We start from the raw sequence: 20478 nt of genomic DNA, 5'->3' as shown, positions 1-20478 counted from the left end.
CCCTGCACCATCAACACACAGAGAAAGAGAAACGCAATGCGCAAAATCGCACTCGCGACAGTGGCCGTCGCAGCTGCCGCCGCGCTCGCCCTGACCGGCTGCTCGTCGAGCCGCTCCGGTTCGGACAGCAGCTCCGCGTCCGGCTTCGCCAAGGACTCCACCATCGGTGTCGCCCTCCCGACTAAGACGTCGGAGAACTGGGTTCTCGCCGGTGGCCTGTTCGAGGACGGGCTCAAGGAGGCCGGCTTCAAGGGCGACGTCCAGTACGCCGGTGGCTCCGGTGTCTCCGACCAGCAGTCGCAGATCCAGTCGATGATCACCAACGGTGCGAAGGTCGTCATCATCGGCGCCGTCGACGGTGGCCAGCTCGCCGCGCAGGCCAAGGCCGCGCACGACGCCGGCGCGACCGTCATCGCGTACGACCGCCTGATCCTGAACACCAACGACGTGGACTACTACGTCGCGTACGACAACGAGAAGGTCGGCGAGCTGCAGGGTCAGGCCCTGCTCGACGGCATGAAGGCGAAGTTCCCGGACAAGAAGAACTTCAACATCGAGCTCTTCTCGGGCTCGCCGGACGACGCCAACTCGGCTGTCTTCTTCAACGGCGCCATGAAGGTCCTCCAGCCGAAGATCGACGACGGCACCCTGAAGGTCGTCTCGGGTCAGACCGAGATCAAGCAGACCTCCACCCAGGGCTGGCTGCCGGCGAACGCGCAGACCCGCATGGACAACCTGCTCGCCAAGAACTACGCCTCCACTGAGCTCGACGGCGTCCTGTCGCCGAACGACACCCTGGCCCGCGCCATCATCACCTCGGTGAAGGGTGCAGGCAAGCCGGTCCCGATCGTCACCGGTCAGGACTCGGAGGCCGAGTCGGTCAAGTCCATCATGGCGGGCGAGCAGTACTCGACCATCAACAAGGACACCCGCAACCTGGTCAAGCAGGCCATCACCATGGTGAAGGACCTGCAGCAGGGCAAGAAGCCCGAGATCAACGACGACAAGTCGTACGACAACGGCAAGAAGGTCGTCCCGGCGTTCCTGCTGAAGCCGGTCATCGTCACCAAGGAGAACGCGGCCGAGGCGTACGCCAACGACCCGACCCTGGAGCCGCTGACCAAGTAACGGTTCTCACACCCCGCGTGTGAAAACGAAAGGGGCCGGAGTGCGATGCACTCCGGCCCCTTTCCCGATCCGTCCCCCGACGGGATCGGTCCCCCTGGCCGAGCTTGATCACAGGCTAGGACGCGGCTCTCGCCGTCGGCATCGGTGGCAGCACGGATATGCTCCTCCGTGCCCACCCGAAGCGGCTGGTATGTTAGGACAGGTATGAACCGTTTCTGACGTTGAGGAGCCGTGGTGGAGCAGGATGCGCGTGCGCGATACGACGGCCGTCGGCTGCTCCGCAACGATGTCTACGAGCTCGTGCTGGAGCGCATCCTCTCGGGGGAGCTGCGGCCGGGCCAGCGTCTGCGCGACGCGGACCTGACCTCGTGGCTGGGCGTCTCGCGGACACCGGTCCGTGAGGCGGTGAGCCGCCTGACCGCCGTCGGGCTCATGTCCACGTCGCCCAACCGCTACACCGAGGTCGCCGTGCTCGACGAAGCGGAGGTCGCGGATGCGGTAGCGGTGCTCCGGCTGCTCTGGCCGGCGGTGCTGGCGAGCTTCCCGGACGCTTCCTCTCTGGAGCGCGAGGTCGAGCTGACCCTGCTCGCCCGACGGGTCGAGCGCGGCGACGTCGATCCGGCCCACGGGCTCCATCGCGCTCTGTCGGTCGTGGTCGACACCCTCCCCAACCGTGTCCTCGCCGAGGCCGTGCGGGCGGCGGACCTCCGTGTGGTCCGGTATCTGCTGCTCGAGCCGGCCGCGCGTGCGGTGCTTCAGCCCGCCAGGGTCGTGGCGCTCATCCGCGCCCTCGGTGCCGAGACGCCTCCGGAGGCCGGCGCGGGTCGGGCTGACGAGCTCGGGGTGGATCTCCTCACGGAGCTGGAGGGCGTGCTGTCCGCCCGCCGCAGCGCGGCCCGATAGAACCGGACGAGTTCTGCGGCTGACGGGCGCTGCGCGGCCATGGTCGCGACATCCGTCCGGCGGGCGGCCATGTGGTGCCGCCACGATTCAGCGGCGCAGCGGTGATCCCAGGCCGCAGCGGCCGCGGCTTCGAGCGTGCGGCACCAGCCGATCAGCTCGCGCCCCTCCGAGGTCGGCGCCCAGGTGACGACGCGGAACCACACCTCCGGGCGGTTGGGGTCTCCGAACGTGAACCGGCGGATCACGCCGTACGGCGTGCCGAGCGTCCCCTGGCGGAGCAGCCACTCGCTGGGCTGCGCATTCGCCACCGGATGCCAGGATGCGCTCACGGCGTCACGGTATGCGACGCCGCCGACACCGCCACGCCCGGCTTCGCCGCGCTCTTGTACACCGCGTCGGGAACGCGCGGCGCGATGGACGTCATGTACATCGGCAGGATCTGCTCCGCCGCCCTAGCATCCCTGCATGACCCCCAGTGCCGCAGTCGACCAGGAACGCACCGACGACGACGTCGTCATCCTCGGCTACGACTGAGCGTCCAAGGCAGGTCAGGTAAAGAGCCGGATGAGCGCCGCGACCACCGCGGCCGCTGGGACGACGACGATGAACGGCACCCGGAGCGCGTAGAGTCCGGCCGCGATCGCGACGGCGGGCAGCCGCGCATCGAGCTGCAGCGACTGGCCGGCCCCGAGGGTCTGCACGCAGATCAGCGCGGCGAGCAGCGCGGCCGTGAGGAGGTCGCTCACCCGCGCGACCGTCGGGTGGTCGAGCGCCTTCGGCGGCACCATCCAGCCGACGGCCTTGAGCCCGAGCACGCAGATCGAGGCGAGCAGGATGACGTGCCAGGTGGTCACGGCTCCACCTCCCGTTCCATGGGCACCGCTTCCGGATGGGGTGGGTCGTTCCGCCGGCCGAACAGGTTGAGGACGCCGACGACGATGGCGACGACCGCCGCCGCCAGCACGGGCAGGCCGGGGGTGAGGAACGGAGTGAGCAGGGTCGCGACGAATCCGCCGGCGACGGCGACGGCCTGCGTCTGGCGTGCCTTCAGCCGGGGCCAGAGCAGGCCGAGGAACGCGGCGGCCGCAGCCGCATCCAGCCCGTAGGCCTTCACGTCGCCGATCAGGTCGCCCAGGAGCGCGCCGGCGAGCGTCATCAAGTTCCAGCCGATGTACACGACGAGGCCGGTGATCCAGAAGCCGATGCGCTGCGCGCGCGGCTCGCTCTGGGCGGTCGCGACGGCGGTGGACTCGTCGATGGTCAGCTGGGTGGCGGCGGCTCGCTTCCAGAATCCCGGGCCGATGATGCGCGACACCCGCAGGGCGTAGAAGGAGTTGCGCACGCCCAGCAGCGCGGCGCTGATGATCGCGGTGCCGCCGGCCGCGGCTCCGCCGGATGCGAGCACGCCGATGAGGGCGAACTGCGAGCCGCCGCTGAACATGACCAGGCTGAGCACGCAGGTCTGCCAGACGTCGAGCCCGGAAGCCGTTGCCAGGGCGCCGAAGGAGATGCCGTAGACGGCCGTCGCGATCCCGACGGCCCAGCCGGAGCGGGCCGCGGCGCGTTCCTCGCTGGTCCGTTCCTGGCGCATCGCCTCCCGACATTACCGGGTGGCGGTCGGGTCAGCGGAACAGTCGCTCGACCAGGTGTTCGGCGGTGGAGTCCTCGAGCGTCCAGGGCACGAAGATGACGCGGTAGATGATCGGCGCGACCACGACGTCGAGGATGTCGTCGTCGGTGACGGGGGAGTCCGGATAGCGCTGCAGGATGAGGCCCGCCTCGGTGCGCCGGTTGCGGAGGCAGTTCGACTGTCGCTCGCCGGCCGCCGAGGCGCCGCCGCGAAGGAGCGCCGCGTTGACCGGGTTGCGGTAGTGCTCCACCAGCTCGGAGGCCCAGGCTGTGAGGTCGCGCTGCAGGTCGCCGTTGTCGGGCAGGGGTCGCTCGGGGTTGAGCTGGTAGGTCGCGATGTCGTTGATGAGGGTCGGGAGGTCGCCCCAGCGGCGGTAGATGCTGGTCGGGTTGACGCCGGCGCGCTCGGCGATCATCGGAACGGTGACGCGGTCCTGGCCCTTTTCCTCGACGAGCTCTTCGACGGCGGTGCGCACGTTGTGGATGACCGCGGCGCTGCGTCCGCCCGTCCGCTTCGACGGAGTGGTCGTAGTTTCCATGGGAATAGCTTAAAGCAAATTTCGTTGCTTTATCCCACATCCCCTCGTATAGTCACTAAAGCAATCAAGTTTGCTTTAAGGAGCTGGACATGACCACAGCCGAAGAGACCCTCCCCACGGGCGGGATGCTCGCCGTCCGGCCCGCGCGGTCGACGGGCGGTTCCGGCCCCCGCCGGCTCCGTCCCGCGGCGGCGTTCGCGGGCACCGCGCTGGCCTTCGTCGCCGTCGCCCTGGCGGTCGGCGCTCCGAGCCCGCTGTTCGTGCTGTACGAGCAGGAGTGGGGCTTCCAGCCATGGCTGCTCACCGTCGCGTTCGCGATCTACGCCGTGACGCTCCTCATCACGCTCCTCATCGCCGGGTCGCTCTCCGACCACATCGGCCGGCGGCCGGTCCTGATCGGTGCGCTCGCACTGCAGGTGGTGGCGATGCTGATCTTCCTGTTCGCTCCCGACATCGGGTGGATCATCGGCGCTCGCTCCGTGCAGGGCGTCGCCACGGGTGCGGCGATGAGCACCTTCACCGCCGCCCTGGTCGAGCTCGCTCCCGAGCGCCAGAAGAAGCTGGGTGCGACCATCGGCAGTACGGCGCCCGTCGGCGGCATCGCCATCGGAGCCTTCCTGACCGGACTCGCGGTGCAGTTCGTGCCGCAGCCCACGATCGTCGTGTTCGTCGCGCTGGCACTGCTGTTCGCCGCCGGTATCGTCGTGATCGCCGTGTCGCCGGAGACGGTCGAGCGTCGGCCCGGCGCGGTGCGATCGCTGATCCCTCGCCTGTTCGTGCCGCGTCCCGCCCGCGCGGAGTTCGTTCGCGCCATCCCGCTCTTCCTGGCGACGTGGATGCTGGCGGGCCTCTTCATCGGACTCTCGCCGTCGATCCTGCACGGCGTCTTCCACCTCGACAGCGGACTCCTCAACGGTGCCATCGTCGCCGTGCCGCCGGCGGTCGGAGCCGTCGCCGCCCTGCTGCTGACCCGCGCTCCCGCCCGGATCACGGCCGTCTGGGCGATGGCGGCCATCCTCGTCGGTGTGGCGCTCGCCGCCATCGGGATCGGCGCGGGCATCCTCGCGCTGCTCTTCGTGGGGGCGACCATCGCGGGCGGCGGCTTCGGCGCCGGCTTCGCGGCGGTCCTCCGCATCCTGGCCCCGCTCGCGCCGAACGATCAGCGGGCGGAGCTCTTCGCCGGGGTGTTCCTCGTCAGCTACCTCGCCTACGGCGTTCCCGCGCTGGTCGCCGGCGAGCTGATCACCGCGATCGGGCTGCTGCCGACGGTACTCGGCTACGCCGCCGCGATCGCCGTCGCCGCGGTGGTCGCGCTCGTCGTCCAGGCCATCAAGCCACGTCGATGAGTACCTTGCCCACGATGCCGTCCTCGACGGCGTCGTGGGCCGCGGCCGTCTGATCGAGCGGGAAGCGTGTGATCGGGAGGCCGTGCTCCTCGCCGACACGCAGTGCGCCGTCGGCGGCAGCGGCGGCGACGGCCCGCACCGCGGCCTCCTTGTTCTCCGGAGCCACCGTGTAGGTGAGCACGAACTGCCAGCGGAGGTTCTTCGACATGCTCGGGCGGACGGGGATGGTCACCTCCTCCGCTCCGGGGGCGTCTGCGTAGCTCGCGATCGTGGCGTTGCGGCCGGTGACCTTCACGTCGAGCGCCGCGTTGGCGATCACGTTCACCTCCACCACGATGTCCACGCCGCGGGGCGCCAGCGCACCGATGGCTTCCGCGGTGTCCGGGTCGGTGTAGTTGACGACGTGGTGCGCGCCGGCGGCTCGCGCGAGCTCCGCCTTCTCATGGCTGCTGACGGTCGCGATGACCGTGGCGCCCGCCCACACGGCGAGCTGGATGGCGGCGTGGCCGACGGCGCCCGCCCCTCCGGCGACGAGCACGGTGCGGCCCTCCAGCGAACCGGGGGAGAGCTCCGCCGGGGCGTGCTCGTACGAGGTCAGCGCGCGGTGGGCGGTGAGCGCCGGGATGCCGAACGACGCGCCCTCGTCGAAGCTGACGTCATCGGGCAGGGCGACCACCAGCTTCTCGGGAAGCACGACCAGCTCCTGTGCCGTTCCGTCGGGACGCTGGTAGGCGGCATCCCACACCCACACACGGTCGCCCGCGCGGAAGGCCGTGACGCCCTCGCCGACCTCGTCGACGACGCCGGCGCCGTCCTGGTTCGGCACCTGCGGCCGGGGAAGCTCCGCCGGGCCGCTGCCCCGCCGCGCCTTCCAGTCGGTGGGATTCACACCGGACACGTGGATGCGGACGCGCACCTCATCCGGTCCGGGGTGCGGCTCCTCGCGCTCGCCGAGGGTCAGGACGTCGGAATCGCCGGTGGAGGAGTAGCTCACAGCCTTCATGTCACAAGCCAACCACGGCGAACGGCGGGACGGGAGAGCGGCCCAGGCGCGTGTCAGCCCGCCGAGCAGGCTCCGGAGCTGATCGGTGCGGAGCCGACGGACGAGAGCACCGGCCGCAGTTCGGCAAGGGTCAGCGCGTAGCCGGTGTCGGGGTTCGTGGCACTCCGGGCGAACACGACCCCGGCGACCCGGCCATCGGAGTCGAGCAGTGGTCCGCCCGAGTTGCCGGGACGGACGACGCCGCGCAGCGAGTAGATGTCGCGGTCGACCGAGCCGCTCTGGTAGATGTCGGTGCCGCGCGCGACCACCCGATCGCGGACGCGCTGCGGTGCGATGGTGAACGGCCCGTTGCCCGGGTACCCGGCGGCGAACGCGGCGGCGCCGGCGGTCAGGTCCGGTCCGATGTCGAGCGCCGGCGCGGTCAGGTCGGTGACGTCGAGCACCGCCAGGTCGCGTGACGGGTCGAAGGCGACGAGGGTCGCACGCTCGACGTCGGGGCTCCCGGACATCCGCACGACGATGGAGGAGGAACCGGCGACCACGTGCGCGTTGGTCACGACACGACCGCGCTGCACGACCCATCCACTGCCCTCGGAGTCGACACCGCAGGCGGGCTTGGAGGCGAGCACCGTCACCACCGACTGCTCCGAGGCCGAGACGGCGGCGGGAACGGAGCCGTCCGGTGCCGGGACCGCCTTGATGGTCTCGCCGCCCTCGAACACCTTCGGGAGCCCGGCACCGGCGAGGGCGTCGTCCACCGCGCCGAGCACGGTCGACGACGGCAGCGGGGCCATGCTGTTGAGGGTCGAGACGACCCGGGAGGAGTTCGCCGCCTGGACGACGGTCGCGAGGTTGGTCGCCAGAGCGAACCCGGCGAGCAGCCAGACCACGACGGCCCAGGTGGCCAGGCCCAGCACGGCGCCGACGAGGGAGTCGAGCCAGCGGATGGGGCCGTGGCGCAGGAGCTTGCCGATGATGCTCGCCAGGGCGCCCGCGATGGCGTACACGACGCCCGCGCACACGATGATGACGACGGCCGCGACGACGGACCGCTGCGTGACCCCGCCGAAACCGGAGTCGGCGAACCAGCCGACGACGATGGGGGCGATGGTCAGCCCCAGCCAGAGACCGAGCCCGAGACCCACGAGGGTGCCGGCCGAACGGATGGCGCCCTTGCTCCAACCGGCCGCGATCGCGAGGATGCCGAGCACCACGAGCACGACGTCGACAACGATCTCCACGGGGCATACCCTGCCCCAGAAGACTGGACGCCCGCTCAACCGCGGCTCTGCGGCGGCTGGCGATCCCCTGTCGGCGCGGGTGGCGCAGGTCTACCGTTCGAAGCTCCACCGCATCCCGAGACGAAGGAGCACCCCATGCCCGGATCCCGATCCGACGAGCCGATCGCGAAGGGCGACGACGAGCGCGAGGACCTCGACGCCGGCGAGCGTCAGTACACGAGCGCCGATCTGACGGCGCACGACTCGGAGCACGGACAGCTTGAGGAGTCGGGCGAGGGCGAGGCGCCCTAGCCGCTCAGAGGCGGCCGTCCTCCTCGTCGCCGTCATCGACGGAGTCGGGCGCGGGCTGGGGAGCCGGGACGATGTCCGGATCCATCTGCTCCTCGGGCACGACGTCCGGGAAGTCCTCGGTCTGCTGGTCGGTCGTCTGTCTGGCCATGCGCGAACGCTACGCCAGCAACTCAGGAGCCGAAAGCCCCATCCGCCTCAGAGATCGTCCTGAGAGCTCTCTAAGTGCGTGTCGTCGTCCGCATCCGTGGCGGAAGGGCGGCGGCGCCGAGAGGTGAGGAGGACGATCACGACACCGATGACAGCCAGCACGACGATGGCGACGGCGATGCCGATCACCAGGCCCAGGTCGGTGCCGGAGGCCTGCGTCGTCGGCTGCGGAGTGGATGCGGCCGCCGTCGCGGTGGGCCCGGAGCCCGCCTGCGGGGTCGGCGCCGTCGGGCCCGTCGTCGCCGGAGCTGTCGACCCTCCCGCGCCGCAGCCGGGTGTCTCTGAGCCCGCGGCCGCCGCGGCGCCGGACGGCGGCTGGTAGGTGAACGGGTAGGACGACGAGACCGTGTGGCCGTCGGCTGACACGATCTGGTACGTGACCGTGTACTGACCGGCCCCGCCGAGGGCGACCGGCGCGCTGAGCGTGGTGTCGGCGACAGTGGCGCATCCCGTTTCGAAATGACGGGTCCCCGCGTCGGGGCCGGTCACCGTGAGCAGGTTCGTCGATCCGGTGCCCGAGAGGTCGAGCACGCGGTCGTTGAAGGTCACGGTCACCGTGTCGAGTGCCGTCGTCACCGTGGAGCCGGCGGCCGGGTCGCTGCCGACCACGTAGTCGTGGGCCGATGCGGCGGACACGGGAGCGAGCGCGAGAACGGCGGCCGCGGCGAAGCCGGCGGCCGCGGCGAGCAGCCTGGTCGTCATGCCGAGAACCCTACGCTGCGGTCCTGCGGGGGTGGCGTACGCGGGGCGAACGGGACCACAACGGGGGCCGCCGGACCAGCGGGAACGCCCGGCGTGTCGGGTTAGTCTGGCCGGGTGGTGGAGACTGGTCGGGCGGGGGAGAGCACCTGGCTCCGGCGCGCGCTCGTGGTGGAGGATCACGCCCTCATGCGCTCCCTGGTCTCCGATGCCTTCCGCGCGCGGGGTTTCGAGGTCGCGTCCGCCCAGTCCGCTCCGGAGGCCCTCGCCCTGGCGGACGCCTTCGATCCGGACCTTCTGGTGACGGACATCGACCTCCGCCGGCGACCGAACGGTGTGGAGTTGGCCACCATCCTGCGGTCCCGTGCCCCGCACGTCGCCATCCTCTTCCTGAGCAACCTGTCCCGTGAGGCCGCCTCCGCGCAGGCGCAGAGCACTGTCGCCGGCGCCTCGTTCGTCAACAAGGCCGCCGTCGAATCGGTCGACGAGCTGGTGGATGCGGCGGAGGCCGTGCTCGCCGATCGGCCGGTGTCTCGTGACCTCGCCGCCTCGGACGCCCAGGCGCGGCTGCTCCGGCTGACCGCCGCGCAGCTGGAGACCACCCGGCTGCTCGCCGCCGGCCTGTCGAACGCCGAGATCGCGCGGCGGCGGGGCGTGTCGGTGCGCGCCGTGGAGAAGAGTGTCGAGCGGGTGTTCTCCGCGCTCGGGCTCGGCGGTGAGCGCACGACACCGCGCGTCGCCGCCGCGACGCTCTACACGACGACGTTCGGCGATCCCGCCTCGGGGCTCTGAGCCGTGCTCCTCACGAACTTCCGCCGCTCCTTCGCACGCGTCTACGGACCGTCGGCGATCACCGTCTGGTCGTGGCTCATCACGCTTCCCTTCGCGGTGACCGTCATGTCGGGGCTGCAGTACGTCGGCGGCGGGCCGCTCGAGGTGTTCGCCGTCTCGGGTCTCGCCCATGCCATCCTCGGCGGCGTGCTGCTCGCCGGGGCCGCACTGCTTCGCGTGGTGCGCGGGCGCGCGCGTCCTCTCGTGGTCTTCGCATTCTTCGCCGTCGCTGGCGGACTCCGGCCCATCCTCTTCCTGGAGGCGGGCGGCCTCCTCTCCATCCCGGTCGCGCCCGGCGACCTGGCCGGCCGGATCGGCATCAACGTCGTCGCCCTCGTCGTCGCCTTCTCGCTGATCGCCGTCGGCGTCGATCTCGTCCGCGAGCACCGCGGGGTCTTCCGGCGGCTGCGGACGGCGCAACGCGCGTCGCAGCTCGATGTCGAGAACGCCTCGGAGCGCCTCGGGCAGTTGCGCGCCGACACCGTGGACGGCGTCGTGGCGGCGCTGGAGGAGGCCGCGGCATCGGCCGCCTCCCGGCCGATGGAGCCGAGTGCGGCCGCCCGGCTGCTGCGGACGCTCGCCGAGGACGTCGTGCGGCCCGCCAGCCATCGCGTCTACGCCACTCCCGCACCGGACGCGGTGCCGGAAGGCGCAGTGGCGGGAGCGCGGGAATGGTCCGTGAGCGTCCTGGGCGGGATGCGTGCCGCCCCGCCGATCGCGACCGCCACACTCTTCTCCGCCCTGGTGGTGCCGTTCGGTGTGCTCCTGTTCGGAGCGATCAGCCTCCTGCCGCTCGTCGTCGGTCTCGTGGTGCTCCTGGTGGCCAACACCGTGGTCGCGCGGCTCCGCCTCCCGCACCGGCCCGTCGTGCGGTTGCTCCTTCTTCTCGGCATCTACGCCCTGGTGGGCGTGCTGCTCGCGCTCAGTGGCGAGACGACCCTCCTGGTCGTGGGGGTGCGGCCGGAGTCCGTCTGGTTCGAGGCTGCGACCTACCCGCTCATCGCCGTGGCGGTGGCCTTCGTGGGCTCTCTGGCCGTCCGCACGCGTCTCGATCAGGCGGAGCTGGAGACGGCGCTGCAGTCCAACGTCGCCACCGCCGCCCGGATCCGCAGCGAGTACGAGCGAGAGCGCGCCTCCCTCGCCCGACTGCTGCACGCGGGCGTGCAGTCCGAGCTGATCGCCGGCGCGCTCTCGCTGACCGTCTCCGCCGGCCCGAACGACGCCGGCGCACGGACGGCCGAGATCGTCGGCCGTGCGCGCGATGCCCTCCGCGGCGCTAACGACGAGCCGGACGCGGCCGAGCAGGTGCGGACGCTGCTCGACAGCTGGTCCTCCGCCATCGGCCTGACGGTCGGCATCGGCGACGGCGTCTGGGAGCGTCTGGGGGATGCGTCGCGCACCGCCGCGGTGGTCGACGCGATCTCGGAAGGGCTCGCGAACGCGGTCCGGCACGGCGACGGCTCGCCGGTCGCGCTGGAGCTGCGGGCGGCCGCGTCCGGCGGCGTCGAGGTCGTGGTCCTCTCCGGCGGAGCGCTCGCCGCCTCCGAGGCCGGGATCGGTCTCAAGCAGCTGTCGGAGCGCGGAACGGTCGCCCTCCGCGAACGGTCCGGGCGTGTCGAACTGGCGGTCGCCATCCCCTGACCGGATGCTGAACGGCCGGTCGTGCCAGCCGTATCCCGTCACCCCGCGATCCGTTGCGACGCCTACGTTTTCAGAGGACGGACGACGGCGCCGACCCCGGTCCCGGGTGGGGGCCCCTGCGTGACCCGAACGCGCGGGATGGGCCCCCGACCGGGATCCATTCGTCTGCATTGATGGAACATCCAGGCGGAATCGGGTAGAAAGGATCGGTACGCTTTCGCGCCCATCCCCCCGGCGCGATCCTCCGACCGTCTCGCCAAGGAAGTACCAGCAGCTTGCCCCAGTCCACTCCCTCAGTGCGGCCTCGCCGCAGTTTCAGGGCACCCGTCGTGGTGGATGTGGACCAGCAGCATGAACTCTCGGACGACCCGGTCAGCGCGTTCACCACGGCCGAGGAACTGACCGCGACGCAGACCTTCCCGAGCCGCCGCGCCGCCCTCGAGGCCGAGCGCAGCCGGCCGGCGAAGCGCGAGCGCGTCGTCGTGCGCCCGACCCGCGACCGACGCGATGCTAAAGCCGCCGCCCGTGCGGAGCGCGCCAACCGTCCGCCGCGCCGCACACGGACACCGCGGTCGGCCCGCCCAGCTCGCACCGAGGGCCGGCGCTGGGGCGTCCACGCCGTCGTCATGCTCGCGCTGGCCGCCTTCTTCGGCACTGCAGCACTCCCGGCCTATGCGACGACGGGCGAGGGCTCCACGGTCGGTGCCGCACGGACCGCCCTCGCGGTGCAGACGTTGACCGGCGGCGGTGTGACCCAGGTGGTCGCCCGCGACGGCCTCGACATCCAGGAGAGCCCGCAGGCGCTCGACTCCACCACCAACACGACGGTGTCTCCGACGGTCCAGGCCCTCGCCGTCCAGCTCATGGGCGCGGTCGCGGCCGGTCGCCTGGTCGGCTCGACGCCGAACCACATCCCCGAGATCGCCGACCTCGCCGAGGGCCGCGCGGTCCCCGGCTGCGGGATCGACTACCGCGTTCTGCAGGCCATCTCGATCGCGCTCGACAACTTCAACCAGGTCGGCGTCAGCGACATCAACCGTCGCTGCACCGGCCAGATCGAGGGAGCGGGAACCGAGTCCGCCCACTACGCCGACGGCGGCGGTCACGCCCTCGACTTCTATCTGCTCAACGGCTCGCCCCTCACCGGCGGCGACGCGAAGTCGGTGCAGCTCATCAAGATCCTCGACCCGATCGTGCCGGACGGCACGGGTCTCGGTCAGATCGGCTGCCGCTCCTCCATGGACCTCACCAACTTCAAGCCGTTCGACGACACGTGCAACCACCTGCACATCGATTTCCTCAAGTCGGACGGTCCCGCGCTCCGCTACGGCTGATCGCCCACTCGGCCCGATCGGGCGTCCGCAGACTCAGCCGAAGAGGTTGAGCGCCGCCCACTGCAGCAGGATGACCGTCTTGCCGTCGGCGATCCGGCCGTCCGCGATCAGTTGGAGTGCTTCGTCGTAGGGGACGACGACCGGTTCGATCTCCTCGCCCTCCTCCTCGACGCCTCCTCCGCCGACCACCTCGGCGGGGACGTAGGGCGCCGCGTAGAAGTGCACGCGCTCGGTGACCGAACCGGGGCTCATGTAGAGGTCGAACAGGTGCGTCAGTTCGCCGATGCTCACCCCGAGCTCCTCCGCCGCCTCCCGCCGGATCGCCTCCTCCGGGGAATCGCCGTCGAGGAGCCCGGCCGCCGATTCGATCAGCATCCCGTCCGGATGCCCGTTGACGTAGACGGGGAAGCGGAACTGGCGCGTCAGCAGGAGCGTTCGGCCGGCCGGGTCGTACAGCAGCACGGTGGCCCCGTTGCCGCGGTCGTACGTCTCGCGCGTCTGCGTCGTCCACCGTCCGTCGCGTCCGCGGTAGTCGAAGGTGGTGCGCCGGAGCACGTGCCAGCCGTCGGAGGTGACCTCGACCTCCCGCACCCGGACGTCCGGGTTGCCGTCGAGGTCGAGCCCTGTCCGGTGGAGTCCCGACCGTCCGCGTGCGTCGGGGAGGTCGTGGCCGGGTCGCTGGTCGCTCATGCTTCGAGACTAACTTCGCGGGAGACGAGCCCCGGCGCCGGCTCCGGTGTCAGCGGTAGCGGCGGCGAAGCTCTCGCGCGGCGAGGATGTCGCCCGCGTGCGCCTCACGAGCTTTGAGCAGTGCCTTGTCCGACTTGAGCGGCAGCCGCAGCACGTCGTCCGCCTCGATGCCCGCGACGAGCTCCCGCGCGCGCTCGACCTCCGAGTCGAGTTCGGCGCCGAACAGCAGAGCGTTGTTGGCGATCCAGATCCACAGCAGGAACACGATGATGCCGGCCAGCGCGCCATAGGTGCGGTCGTAGTTGCCGAAGTTGCCGACGTAGAAGGCGAACAGGGCCGACGCGATGCCGAGCACGATGATCGCTGCGAGCGAGCCCGGCGTCAGCCAGCGGAACCGCGGATGCTTCACGTTCGGCGTCGACGCGTACAGCACGGCGAGCAGCAGCACCAGGACGATGATGACGACCGGCCAGCGGAGGATCGACCATGCCACCTGGAACGCCTCGTCGAGCCCGATCAGGCCGCCGAGGAACGACAGTACGGGGCCGGACACCACGAGCATCAGGGCGAGCAGCGAGATCAGCACCAGCGTGAGCAGCGTGACGCCGAGCTGGACCGGGCGGAGCACCAGGGCCGTGCGCCCCTCGGGCACGCCGTACACGCGGTTGAGCGCCCGGCCGAAGCCGCCGACGTATCCCGACGCCGACCACACGGCGCCGACGATTCCGATGACCAGCGCCCAGCCGGTGGCGGGAGAGGACGCAAGGCCCTCGATCGGCCCCTTCAGGACGTCGGTCATCCCGGGCGCCAGCTCGTTGACCATCCCGAACAGGGCGTCGATGCCGGTCTGGCTCTGGCCGACGATGCCTAGGATGCTGACGAGCGCCAGCAGCGCAGGGAACAGCGACAGAACGGCGAAGTAGGTCAGTCCGGCGGCGAGGTCGGTGCACTGGTCGGTGCTGAAGCTGCGCATCGTCCGCTTGAGGATGAACCCCCACGGCAGCCGGTACCAGGGCAGACTGTGGCGATCCTCGATCCGCCGGACCGCCTTGGCGCGGTCGCTCCCGACGCCGCCCTGGTCAGCGGACACGCCCGCGTCTCCGCAGCAGGAGCGCAGCGATTCCCGCCGCCGCCCCGGTCAGTGCGAGGAAGAGCCCGACGAAGAACGTGGGATGCGACCGGATCTGCACCCGGATGTTGAAGGTGGCGAAGAGGTCGTCGAGCGTGGTCGCGAGCTCCTCCCTGGTCACCTCCAGGTCGAGCTTCAGCGAATTGATGCCGGCGCCCTTGGGGAGCGGCGGGCGTCCGGCAGGGCGCTGGCCCTGGCGGCTCACCGATGGTGTGGTGTCCGAGGTCACGGCTGCTCTCCCTTCAGGGCCTTCGCGTCGGCGCTCAGCTCGCTACCCAGGTCGTCGGGCACCGGCGGGACGCCCTTCTTGAGACTGCTCCAGCCGATGAGGCCGAGGACGACGGCGATCAGGATGAGGATGCCCGCGACGATGAGCGCCGCCAGCCAGGCGGGGAGGATGAGCGCGAAGCCGAGGACGGCGGCGGTCACCAGCACACCGAACGCGAAGAACAGGAACAGCAGGGCTCCGACGAGAAGCCCTGCGCCGATCCCCGCCGCCTTCGCCTTGGCGGTCATCTCCGCCTTGAAGAGGGCGATCTCCGACGCGACGAGGCGGCGCAGCTGAGCGACGAGGTCCTTCGTCAGCTCAGGGAGCGGACGGAGTCCGCGGGTGGTGCGGCGGCGCTCGCGCGGCAGCGGAGGCGTATGGGCCATCGGTTCGGGCTCCCTTCGGACGCTGTATGGCCGAACGTACCCCACCCGTCGGTACGAGTGAACCCGGATGGTGCACACTAGGGGCATGAACGGCAATGCGCTCTCCGGCCGGGGTGGCATCCTGGTGGCCGTCGTCCCCGGTCAGCCGATCGCGGTGCTGGAGGAGGCCGCCCGTCTCGCAGACGACCTGGACGTCCCGCTCGTCTGCGCCAACGTCGACCCGGACCGGTACCTCGTCTCGAGCTACGTCGACGGAACGGTGGTCGCCTTGCCGTACGACCCGGACCTCCCCGAGACGGAGGAGACGCGGTTCGACCCGGACCTGGAGGCGCACATCCGGCGGTTCCTCGACGGTCGCGGCATCCCCTATTTCCTGCAGCAGCTGGCCGGTGACCTCGCGTGGTCGCTGTCGCGGCTGGCGGACGACATGGAGGCGCGCTACATCGTCGTCGGGACGCGCGAGGCCGGTCTGCGCGGCAGCCTTCGCGAGTTCTTCAACGGCTCCGTCGGCGTGCACCTGGCGCACCGGCAGCACCGCCCGGTCGTGGTGGTTCCGCTGAATCCGGTGCCGGGTGCCCAGAAGCTCCCGTGGGAAGAGCCGCCGGTCTCGTGACGACCCGCGCGCCCGCGCCCGTGCACCTGCACTGGCGCTCGATCCTGCTCGTGTTCGTGGGGGGTGCGCTCGGTGCGGCCGTGCGGTACCTGCTCACGCTGTCGGTGCCGCCCGTCGCGGGCGTGCCGCTCATCACGTTCCTCATCAATGTGACGGGCGCCTTCGTGCTCGGGTGGCTCCTGCAGTCGCTCGCGTTGCGCGGACCGGACGAGGGCCGGCGGCGCGATCTCCGCCTGTTCGTCGGCACCGGCATCCTCGGCGGGTACACCACGTACAGCTCGCTCGCGGTGGACACGGACGGCCTGATCGCCGCACAGAGTGTCGGCCTCAGCATCCTGTACGCCATCGCCACGGTGGCGGTCGGCGCCATCGCGTCCGTCGCGGGGATCGCCCTGGCGTCCGGCATCGCGCGACGCCGGGCCGACCGGAGCGGCCGATGACCGCGCTGCTGGTGGTCGCCGTCGCGGTGGCCGGCGGGCTGGGCGCGGTCGCCCGGCTGGTGCTCGACGGCGTCCTTAAGGCACGGGTGCGGGTCTCGTTCCCGCTCGGCACGACGGTGATCAACGTGACCGGATCGTTCCTGCTCGGCCTGGTCACCGGGCTCGCGCTCGTCCACGGCCTGCCCCCGGAGTGGCGTGCCGTGCTGGGGACGGGCTTCCTGGGCGGCTACACCACGTTCAGCACCGCGAGCTACGAGACGGTCCGCCTGGCGCAGCAGCGACGCTATCGGGCGGCGCTGTTCAACGGCGTCGGGATGCTGGTGCTGGCGCTCGCCGCAGCCGGCCTCGGCCTGTGGCTCGGTCAGCTCGCGTGACGACCGACGGACCGGCGTGCCGGGTCAGTCCTGGTCGGGCTCCTGCTCCATCCACCACTCGGTGAACTCCTCGGCGCGGCCGTCCTCTGCGAGCCGGATGATCCACAGGTTGCTGTAGATCGGGCCGTCGCGGTAGTCGGTCACGCCCTCGACGAAGTACACCGGGCCGTCCTGCCCGAGGAGCCGCCACTCGAAGGTGGCCGCGCCCGGGTCGTCCTGGGCGTCGAGCCAACCCTCCACGATCTCGATGTGACCGTCCCACGGTTCGGCGAACGGCTCGGTGCGGTAGCTGGCGTCTTCGGTGAAGAGTGCGCGGATGTCGTCGGGCTCGTTGCTCTCCCATGCGCGTCGGTAGCGGTCGATCCAGGTGGTGAGCGCGTCGGCCATGTCCCCGTTATACGCCCTGGCCGCTGGGCACCGCTACGCTGGCGCCCATGGAGGAGCCCTTCGCGTCGTGGTCGGAATTCAATGTCGCGGTCGCCGGGGCAGGCGCCGCCCTCGGCGGTCTGCTGATCGTCGCCCTGTCGGTCAACATCAGGACCATCGCCGAGTCGCGGGGACTCGCGGCCCGCGCGGGAGCATCCATCGCCGGCCTGATCCTGGGCGTCGCGCTGTCGTGCGCCGCGCTCATCCCGGGTCAGGGGACGATCGGGTACGGCGTCCAGGTGCTCATCGGCACCGCGCTGTGCGCCGTCGTGGTGGTGCGTTCCGCTGTGGCGGTGCAGCGGGATGCGGCCCAGACCGGATTCCGCGGCTACACCGCGGAGCGGGTCGCGCTGTTCGCCCTTCCGCCCGCGGTCTACGCGGTGGGCGGGCTCGTGCTCGTGTTCGCGCCGACGCTGCCGCTCGGGCTGGTCCTGGTGGCCGTCGGCACCATCCTGGCGATCGTCACGACCGTGCTGTTCTCGTGGGTCGCCCTGGTCGAGGTGCTGCGCTGACCCGGTTCAGGCCGGCTGCACGCTGAGCTGGGGGAGGGCGTCCACCAGCGGGGCGAGCTCCGGCACCTCGCGAGCGCCGTCGAGTGCGCGCGAGAGCGCGGCGTCGTGGACGGGGCGGGCGGTGTCGAGCAGGCCGTGCCCGTCCGCCGTCAGCTCGGTGTAGATCCCGCGGCGGTCGTCGTCGCACAGGATGCGGGTGAGCAGGCCGCGGTCTTCGAGACGGTTGACGAGACGGGTGGTCGCGCTCGGGCTGAGGGCGCTCGCGCGGGCGAGCTGCTGCATGCGCATGTGCCAGCCGTCCTGGCGGGCCAGCGCGTCGAGCACCGTGTACTCGACGACCGACAGCTGCACCGCCTTGCTCAGCTCGCGCTCCAGCTCCGCCTCGATGTACCCGTGCAGCGCGGCGAGCGTGCGCCAGCCGTGCGCGCGCACCTCTACGGCGTCGTCGGCGATGCCCATGGGCGCCCCTTCCCGGTCGTCTCGGCAGACGGGTTGCGCGAAGTAGTTGCACGTGCAAGTATTTATAGCGCGTCTGCAACTAACAGAGTAGCGCACCACCCCCGCATCCCGAAGGAGACATCCATGCCCGCTGGCCTGATCGCCCTCGCACTCGGAGGGTTCGGCATCGGACTCACCGAGTTCGTGATCGCCGGGCTCCTGCCCGAGGTCGCCGCCGACTTCCACGTCGACGAGGCGACCGCCGGCTGGCTGATCTCGGGGTACGCGCTCGCGGTGGTCGTCGGCGCGCTCGGCCTCACCGCCGCCGCCACGCGTATCCCGCGCAAGGCGGCACTGCTCGGGCTGATGGTGCTCTTCATCGTGGGCAACCTGCTCTCGGCGATCGCCCCGGACTACGGCGTCATGCTCGCCGGGCGCATCCTCGCCGCACTCTGCCACGGCGCGTTCTTCGGCATCGGCTCCGTGGTCGCCGCCGGTCTCGTCGCTCCGGAGAAGCAGGCGCGTGCCATCGCCGTCATGTTCACCGGGCTCACCGCCGCGAACGTGCTCGGCGTGCCGTTCGGCACCCTTCTCGGCCAGGCCTTCGGCTGGCGGTCGACGTTCTGGGCCATCACGGTGATCGGCGTGGCCGCGATTATCGGCGTCGCCCTGCTCGTGCCGCGCGACGCCGGCGACCGGCCGACCGCCGGGCTCCGCGGCGAGCTATCGGCGTTCCGGTCCGGGCAGGTGTGGCTCTCGCTGGCCGCGACCGTGCTCGGTTTCGGTGGGATGTTCGGCGCCTTCACCTACATCGCCTACACGCTCACCGGCGTCTCCGGATTCCCCTCGTCCGCGGTTCCGTGGCTCCTCATCCTCTTCGGGCTGGGGCTGTTCGCGGGCAACTGGGTGGGCGGCCGCCTGGCCGACCGCTCCATCGACGGGACGCTGCTCTGGCTGCTCGGTGCTCTCGCCGTCGTGCTGGTGGGCTTCGCCCTGGTCGCCGGGATCCCGGTCGGTGCGGTGATCGCCCTCGTGCTCATGGGAGCGTTCGGCTTCGCGACCGTCCCGGCCCTCCAGCTGCGGGTCCTCTCCTACGCCTCCCACGCACCGACCCTCGCCTCGGGCGGGAACATCGCCGCCTTCAACCTCGGCAACGCTCTGGGCGCCTGGCTGGGCGGCCTCACCATCGCGGCGGGTCTCGGCTACACGTCGCCCCTGTGGGTGGGCGCCGCGATGACGGTGGGAGCCCTCGTCGTCATCGCGATCGCGGCGGCCGCATCCCGTCGCCGCTCGTCGCGCGACGAACGCGCCGAGATCGCGACTTCGGACGCATCGCTTCCGTTCTAGTAGACGGCGGAGTACAGTCCCCCTTGTCTCGAACGGTCAGGGGGTGATCGTATGCCGGATGCTGCTCAGCAGCTGCACCCGCGCCAGGTCAGCCCTGCGCGCGTGCTGATCGGCTCTCTGATCGCCGGCGCCGGCCTGACCGTCCTCGGCTTCCTGATGGGAGGCTCGCCGGCCTCTGCGGCCGAACCGGCCCCGCCGTCCTCGCCCGTCTCGGCGGTCGTATCGAACGCGACCGGAGCCGTGGGACACGTCCTCGGATCGGTCACCTCGGCCGTCGCGCCGGTCGTCCCCGAGCCCGTGCAGCAGGTCGTCTCCGCGGTGGTGACCCCGGTCACCGACACGGTCGACCAGGTCGCCGAGCAGTCGCCGGTCTCGAGCACGGTCGACCCGGTGGTGGATGTGGTGGACCAGGTCGTCGCGCAGGTGCCGATCGTCAGCGACATCCTCCCGCCGGCCCCGGTCTCATCGGTCACGCAGCCGGTCACCGGTGGCGTCGACCAGGCGGTGTCGGATGTCGTGGGCGCGGTCGACACGGCCGTGACGCCGCTGACTCCTCCCGCCGCCGCGCTTCCCGTGCCTGACCCGGGCACCACGGTGTCCGACGGTACGGACCTCCTCGGATCCCTTCTCTCGCCTGGTGCAGCGGCCGGCCCGGCCACTGCAGCGGTGCCGGCCGGTGCCGCTCTCGGGCTGCTCGCCGCGACCGGTGCCACGTCCTTCGTCGCGGGCGCGGGGCTCGTCGCCCCGTCTGGAGCCGGAGCCGGTGGTGCGCCCTCAGACGCGCCCGGAGGTCTTCCTGGCGGTGGCCTGCCGGGCGGTGGTCTGCCCGGTGGCGGGACCGCCGGTACGACCGGTGGTTCCGGCGGCCCGGGCGGAGCTGCGCCCGGTGCGGCCGCGACGGCCGACGGTTTCCTCCTGCCCGGCTCCGCGTGGAGCGGGCGCATCGGCGCTGCCGCGGATGACCGCATCCCCGCGGCTCCCGTCGCCGATCACGACATCAGCCCCGACTGAGTGGGTCGCCGCTGCCCTCTGAGGCAGCACGCGACCATCCGCCCGGCATCCT

At 71.3% G+C, this 20478-nt stretch carries 26 protein-coding genes; 13 read left to right on the top strand and 13 right to left on the bottom strand.

The features are described from left to right. The first annotated feature begins 36 nt into the window (after positions 1-36). Both BLR91_RS17670 and BLR91_RS17665 read left to right on the top strand, forming a co-directional pair. The gene (locus BLR91_RS17670) at positions 37-1128 is read left to right on the top strand and encodes a substrate-binding domain-containing protein (protein WP_020076134.1); all 1092 of its coding nucleotides are present in this window, start codon (positions 37-39) and stop codon (positions 1126-1128) included. Between the two features lie 231 nt (positions 1129-1359). Beyond that, the gene (locus BLR91_RS17665) at positions 1360-2031 is read left to right on the top strand and encodes a GntR family transcriptional regulator (protein ID WP_231918981.1); all 672 of its coding nucleotides are present in this window, start codon (positions 1360-1362) and stop codon (positions 2029-2031) included. 548 nt (positions 2032-2579) lie between these two features. Here the strand turns inward: BLR91_RS17665 and BLR91_RS17660 are convergent. From BLR91_RS17660 to BLR91_RS17650, 3 genes are read right to left on the bottom strand one after another with little or no spacing between them, the layout of a single operon-like run. Beyond that, positions 2580-2885 carry an AzlD domain-containing protein gene (locus BLR91_RS17660; protein ID WP_020076131.1) on the bottom strand — a complete coding sequence of 102 codons (306 nt, stop codon included), beginning with the start codon at positions 2883-2885 and terminating at the stop codon, positions 2580-2582. Then, a complete protein-coding gene (locus BLR91_RS17655; RefSeq protein ID WP_089879544.1) occupies positions 2882-3622 on the bottom strand; it encodes an AzlC family ABC transporter permease in 741 nt (246 codons plus the stop codon). The genes BLR91_RS17660 and BLR91_RS17655 overlap by 4 nt, the downstream gene beginning before the upstream one ends. A gap of 31 nt (positions 3623-3653) precedes the next feature. Then, positions 3654-4199 (bottom strand): TetR/AcrR family transcriptional regulator, encoded by a 546-nt coding sequence (locus BLR91_RS17650; protein WP_018189101.1) that lies wholly within the window; start codon positions 4197-4199, stop codon positions 3654-3656. 89 nt (positions 4200-4288) lie between these two features. Between BLR91_RS17650 and BLR91_RS17645 the strand changes: the two genes are divergently transcribed. Beyond that, complete coding sequence (locus BLR91_RS17645; protein WP_089879547.1) at positions 4289-5545, top strand: MFS transporter; 1257 nt, start codon at positions 4289-4291, stop codon at positions 5543-5545. Here BLR91_RS17645 and BLR91_RS17640 read toward each other — a convergent pair. Beyond that, entirely contained in the window at positions 5529-6548 is a 1020-nt protein-coding gene (locus tag BLR91_RS17640) for an NADPH:quinone reductase (RefSeq protein WP_089879550.1), read from the bottom strand. The genes BLR91_RS17645 and BLR91_RS17640 overlap by 17 nt on opposite strands. A 53-nt stretch (positions 6549-6601) precedes the next feature. Next, a complete protein-coding gene (locus tag BLR91_RS17635) occupies positions 6602-7789 on the bottom strand; it encodes a MarP family serine protease (protein ID WP_018189104.1) in 1188 nt (395 codons plus the stop codon). Positions 7790-7924: 135 nt separating this feature from the next. On the opposite strand from BLR91_RS17635, the gene BLR91_RS20215 reads away from it, so the two are divergent. Then, complete coding sequence (locus BLR91_RS20215) at positions 7925-8080, top strand: hypothetical protein (RefSeq protein WP_172823231.1); 156 nt, start codon at positions 7925-7927, stop codon at positions 8078-8080. A gap of 4 nt (positions 8081-8084) precedes the next feature. Here the strand turns inward: BLR91_RS20215 and BLR91_RS20210 are convergent, their stop codons facing one another. Both BLR91_RS20210 and BLR91_RS17630 read right to left on the bottom strand, forming a co-directional pair. After that, positions 8085-8228, bottom strand: coding sequence for a hypothetical protein (locus BLR91_RS20210; RefSeq protein WP_018189106.1), 144 nt, complete (start codon positions 8226-8228; stop codon positions 8085-8087). Positions 8229-8275: 47 nt separating this feature from the next. Further along, the gene (locus BLR91_RS17630) at positions 8276-8989 is read right to left on the bottom strand and encodes a copper resistance CopC family protein (RefSeq protein WP_089879553.1); all 714 of its coding nucleotides are present in this window, start codon (positions 8987-8989) and stop codon (positions 8276-8278) included. Between the two features lie 114 nt (positions 8990-9103). Between BLR91_RS17630 and BLR91_RS17625 the strand changes: the two genes are divergently transcribed. From BLR91_RS17625 to BLR91_RS17615, 3 genes are all read left to right on the top strand, one after another. Beyond that, entirely contained in the window at positions 9104-9778 is a 675-nt protein-coding gene (locus BLR91_RS17625; protein ID WP_231918980.1) for a response regulator transcription factor, read from the top strand. A 3-nt stretch (positions 9779-9781) separates the two neighbouring features. After that, positions 9782-11458: a hypothetical protein gene (locus BLR91_RS17620; protein ID WP_089879556.1), complete on the top strand. Its 1677-nt coding sequence runs from the start codon at positions 9782-9784 to the stop codon at positions 11456-11458. A gap of 329 nt (positions 11459-11787) precedes the next feature. Then, on the top strand, positions 11788-12792 hold the full coding sequence (locus tag BLR91_RS17615; RefSeq protein ID WP_231374289.1) for a hypothetical protein: 1005 nt from the start codon (positions 11788-11790) through the stop codon (positions 12790-12792). A gap of 33 nt (positions 12793-12825) precedes the next feature. Here BLR91_RS17615 and BLR91_RS17610 read toward each other — a convergent pair whose 3' ends face one another. Genes BLR91_RS17610 through BLR91_RS17595 form a run of 4 tightly spaced genes read right to left on the bottom strand, consistent with a single transcriptional unit; the run spans position 12826 to position 15265 of the window. Next, entirely contained in the window at positions 12826-13482 is a 657-nt protein-coding gene (locus BLR91_RS17610) for an NUDIX domain-containing protein (RefSeq protein ID WP_089879558.1), read from the bottom strand. Positions 13483-13531: 49 nt separating this feature from the next. Then, positions 13532-14572: a YihY/virulence factor BrkB family protein gene (locus tag BLR91_RS17605; protein WP_089879561.1), complete on the bottom strand. Its 1041-nt coding sequence runs from the start codon at positions 14570-14572 to the stop codon at positions 13532-13534. Beyond that, the gene (locus BLR91_RS17600; RefSeq protein ID WP_089879564.1) at positions 14562-14840 is read right to left on the bottom strand and encodes a hypothetical protein; all 279 of its coding nucleotides are present in this window, start codon (positions 14838-14840) and stop codon (positions 14562-14564) included. Before BLR91_RS17600 ends, BLR91_RS17605 begins: the two co-directional genes overlap by 11 nt. Beyond that, positions 14837-15265: a phage holin family protein gene (locus BLR91_RS17595; protein WP_018189114.1), complete on the bottom strand. Its 429-nt coding sequence runs from the start codon at positions 15263-15265 to the stop codon at positions 14837-14839. The genes BLR91_RS17600 and BLR91_RS17595 overlap by 4 nt, the downstream gene beginning before the upstream one ends. 85 nt (positions 15266-15350) lie before the next feature. On the opposite strand from BLR91_RS17595, the gene BLR91_RS17590 reads away from it, so the two are divergent. The 3 genes from BLR91_RS17590 to crcB are packed head-to-tail and all read left to right on the top strand — an operon-like array spanning position 15351 to position 16692. Continuing rightward, the gene (locus BLR91_RS17590) at positions 15351-15878 is read left to right on the top strand and encodes a universal stress protein (RefSeq protein WP_089879569.1); all 528 of its coding nucleotides are present in this window, start codon (positions 15351-15353) and stop codon (positions 15876-15878) included. Then, positions 15875-16318, top strand: a complete 444-nt coding sequence (locus BLR91_RS17585; protein ID WP_089879572.1) for a fluoride efflux transporter FluC — start codon at positions 15875-15877, stop codon at positions 16316-16318. The genes BLR91_RS17590 and BLR91_RS17585 overlap by 4 nt, the downstream gene beginning before the upstream one ends. Next, positions 16315-16692 (top strand): fluoride efflux transporter CrcB, encoded by a 378-nt coding sequence (gene crcB, locus BLR91_RS17580; protein ID WP_089879575.1) that lies wholly within the window; start codon positions 16315-16317, stop codon positions 16690-16692. Before BLR91_RS17585 ends, crcB begins: the two co-directional genes overlap by 4 nt. A 24-nt stretch (positions 16693-16716) precedes the next feature. Here the strand turns inward: crcB and BLR91_RS17575 are convergent, their stop codons facing one another. Next, complete coding sequence (locus BLR91_RS17575) at positions 16717-17079, bottom strand: nuclear transport factor 2 family protein (RefSeq protein ID WP_089879578.1); 363 nt, start codon at positions 17077-17079, stop codon at positions 16717-16719. A 47-nt stretch (positions 17080-17126) separates the two neighbouring features. Between BLR91_RS17575 and BLR91_RS17570 the strand changes: the two genes are divergently transcribed. Continuing rightward, a complete protein-coding gene (locus BLR91_RS17570; protein ID WP_018189119.1) occupies positions 17127-17630 on the top strand; it encodes a hypothetical protein in 504 nt (167 codons plus the stop codon). Between the two features lie 6 nt (positions 17631-17636). On the opposite strand, the gene BLR91_RS17565 is transcribed toward BLR91_RS17570, so the two are convergent. Continuing rightward, on the bottom strand, positions 17637-18089 hold the full coding sequence (locus BLR91_RS17565; protein ID WP_018189120.1) for a MarR family winged helix-turn-helix transcriptional regulator: 453 nt from the start codon (positions 18087-18089) through the stop codon (positions 17637-17639). A gap of 123 nt (positions 18090-18212) precedes the next feature. On the opposite strand from BLR91_RS17565, the gene BLR91_RS17560 reads away from it, so the two are divergent. Next, a complete protein-coding gene (locus BLR91_RS17560; protein WP_089879581.1) occupies positions 18213-19415 on the top strand; it encodes an MFS transporter in 1203 nt (400 codons plus the stop codon). A 51-nt stretch (positions 19416-19466) separates the two neighbouring features. Continuing rightward, positions 19467-20426 carry a hypothetical protein gene (locus BLR91_RS17555; RefSeq protein WP_089879584.1) on the top strand — a complete coding sequence of 320 codons (960 nt, stop codon included), beginning with the start codon at positions 19467-19469 and terminating at the stop codon, positions 20424-20426. Positions 20427-20478: the final 52 nt, after the last annotated feature.

Origin of the sequence: Leifsonia sp. 466MF (assembly GCF_900100265.1) — a bacterium.
Lineage (GTDB): Bacteria > Actinomycetota > Actinomycetes > Actinomycetales > Microbacteriaceae > Leifsonia.
Note: the sequence above shows the minus strand (reverse complement) of the source record. Positions and strands in the feature narration are given on the sequence as shown.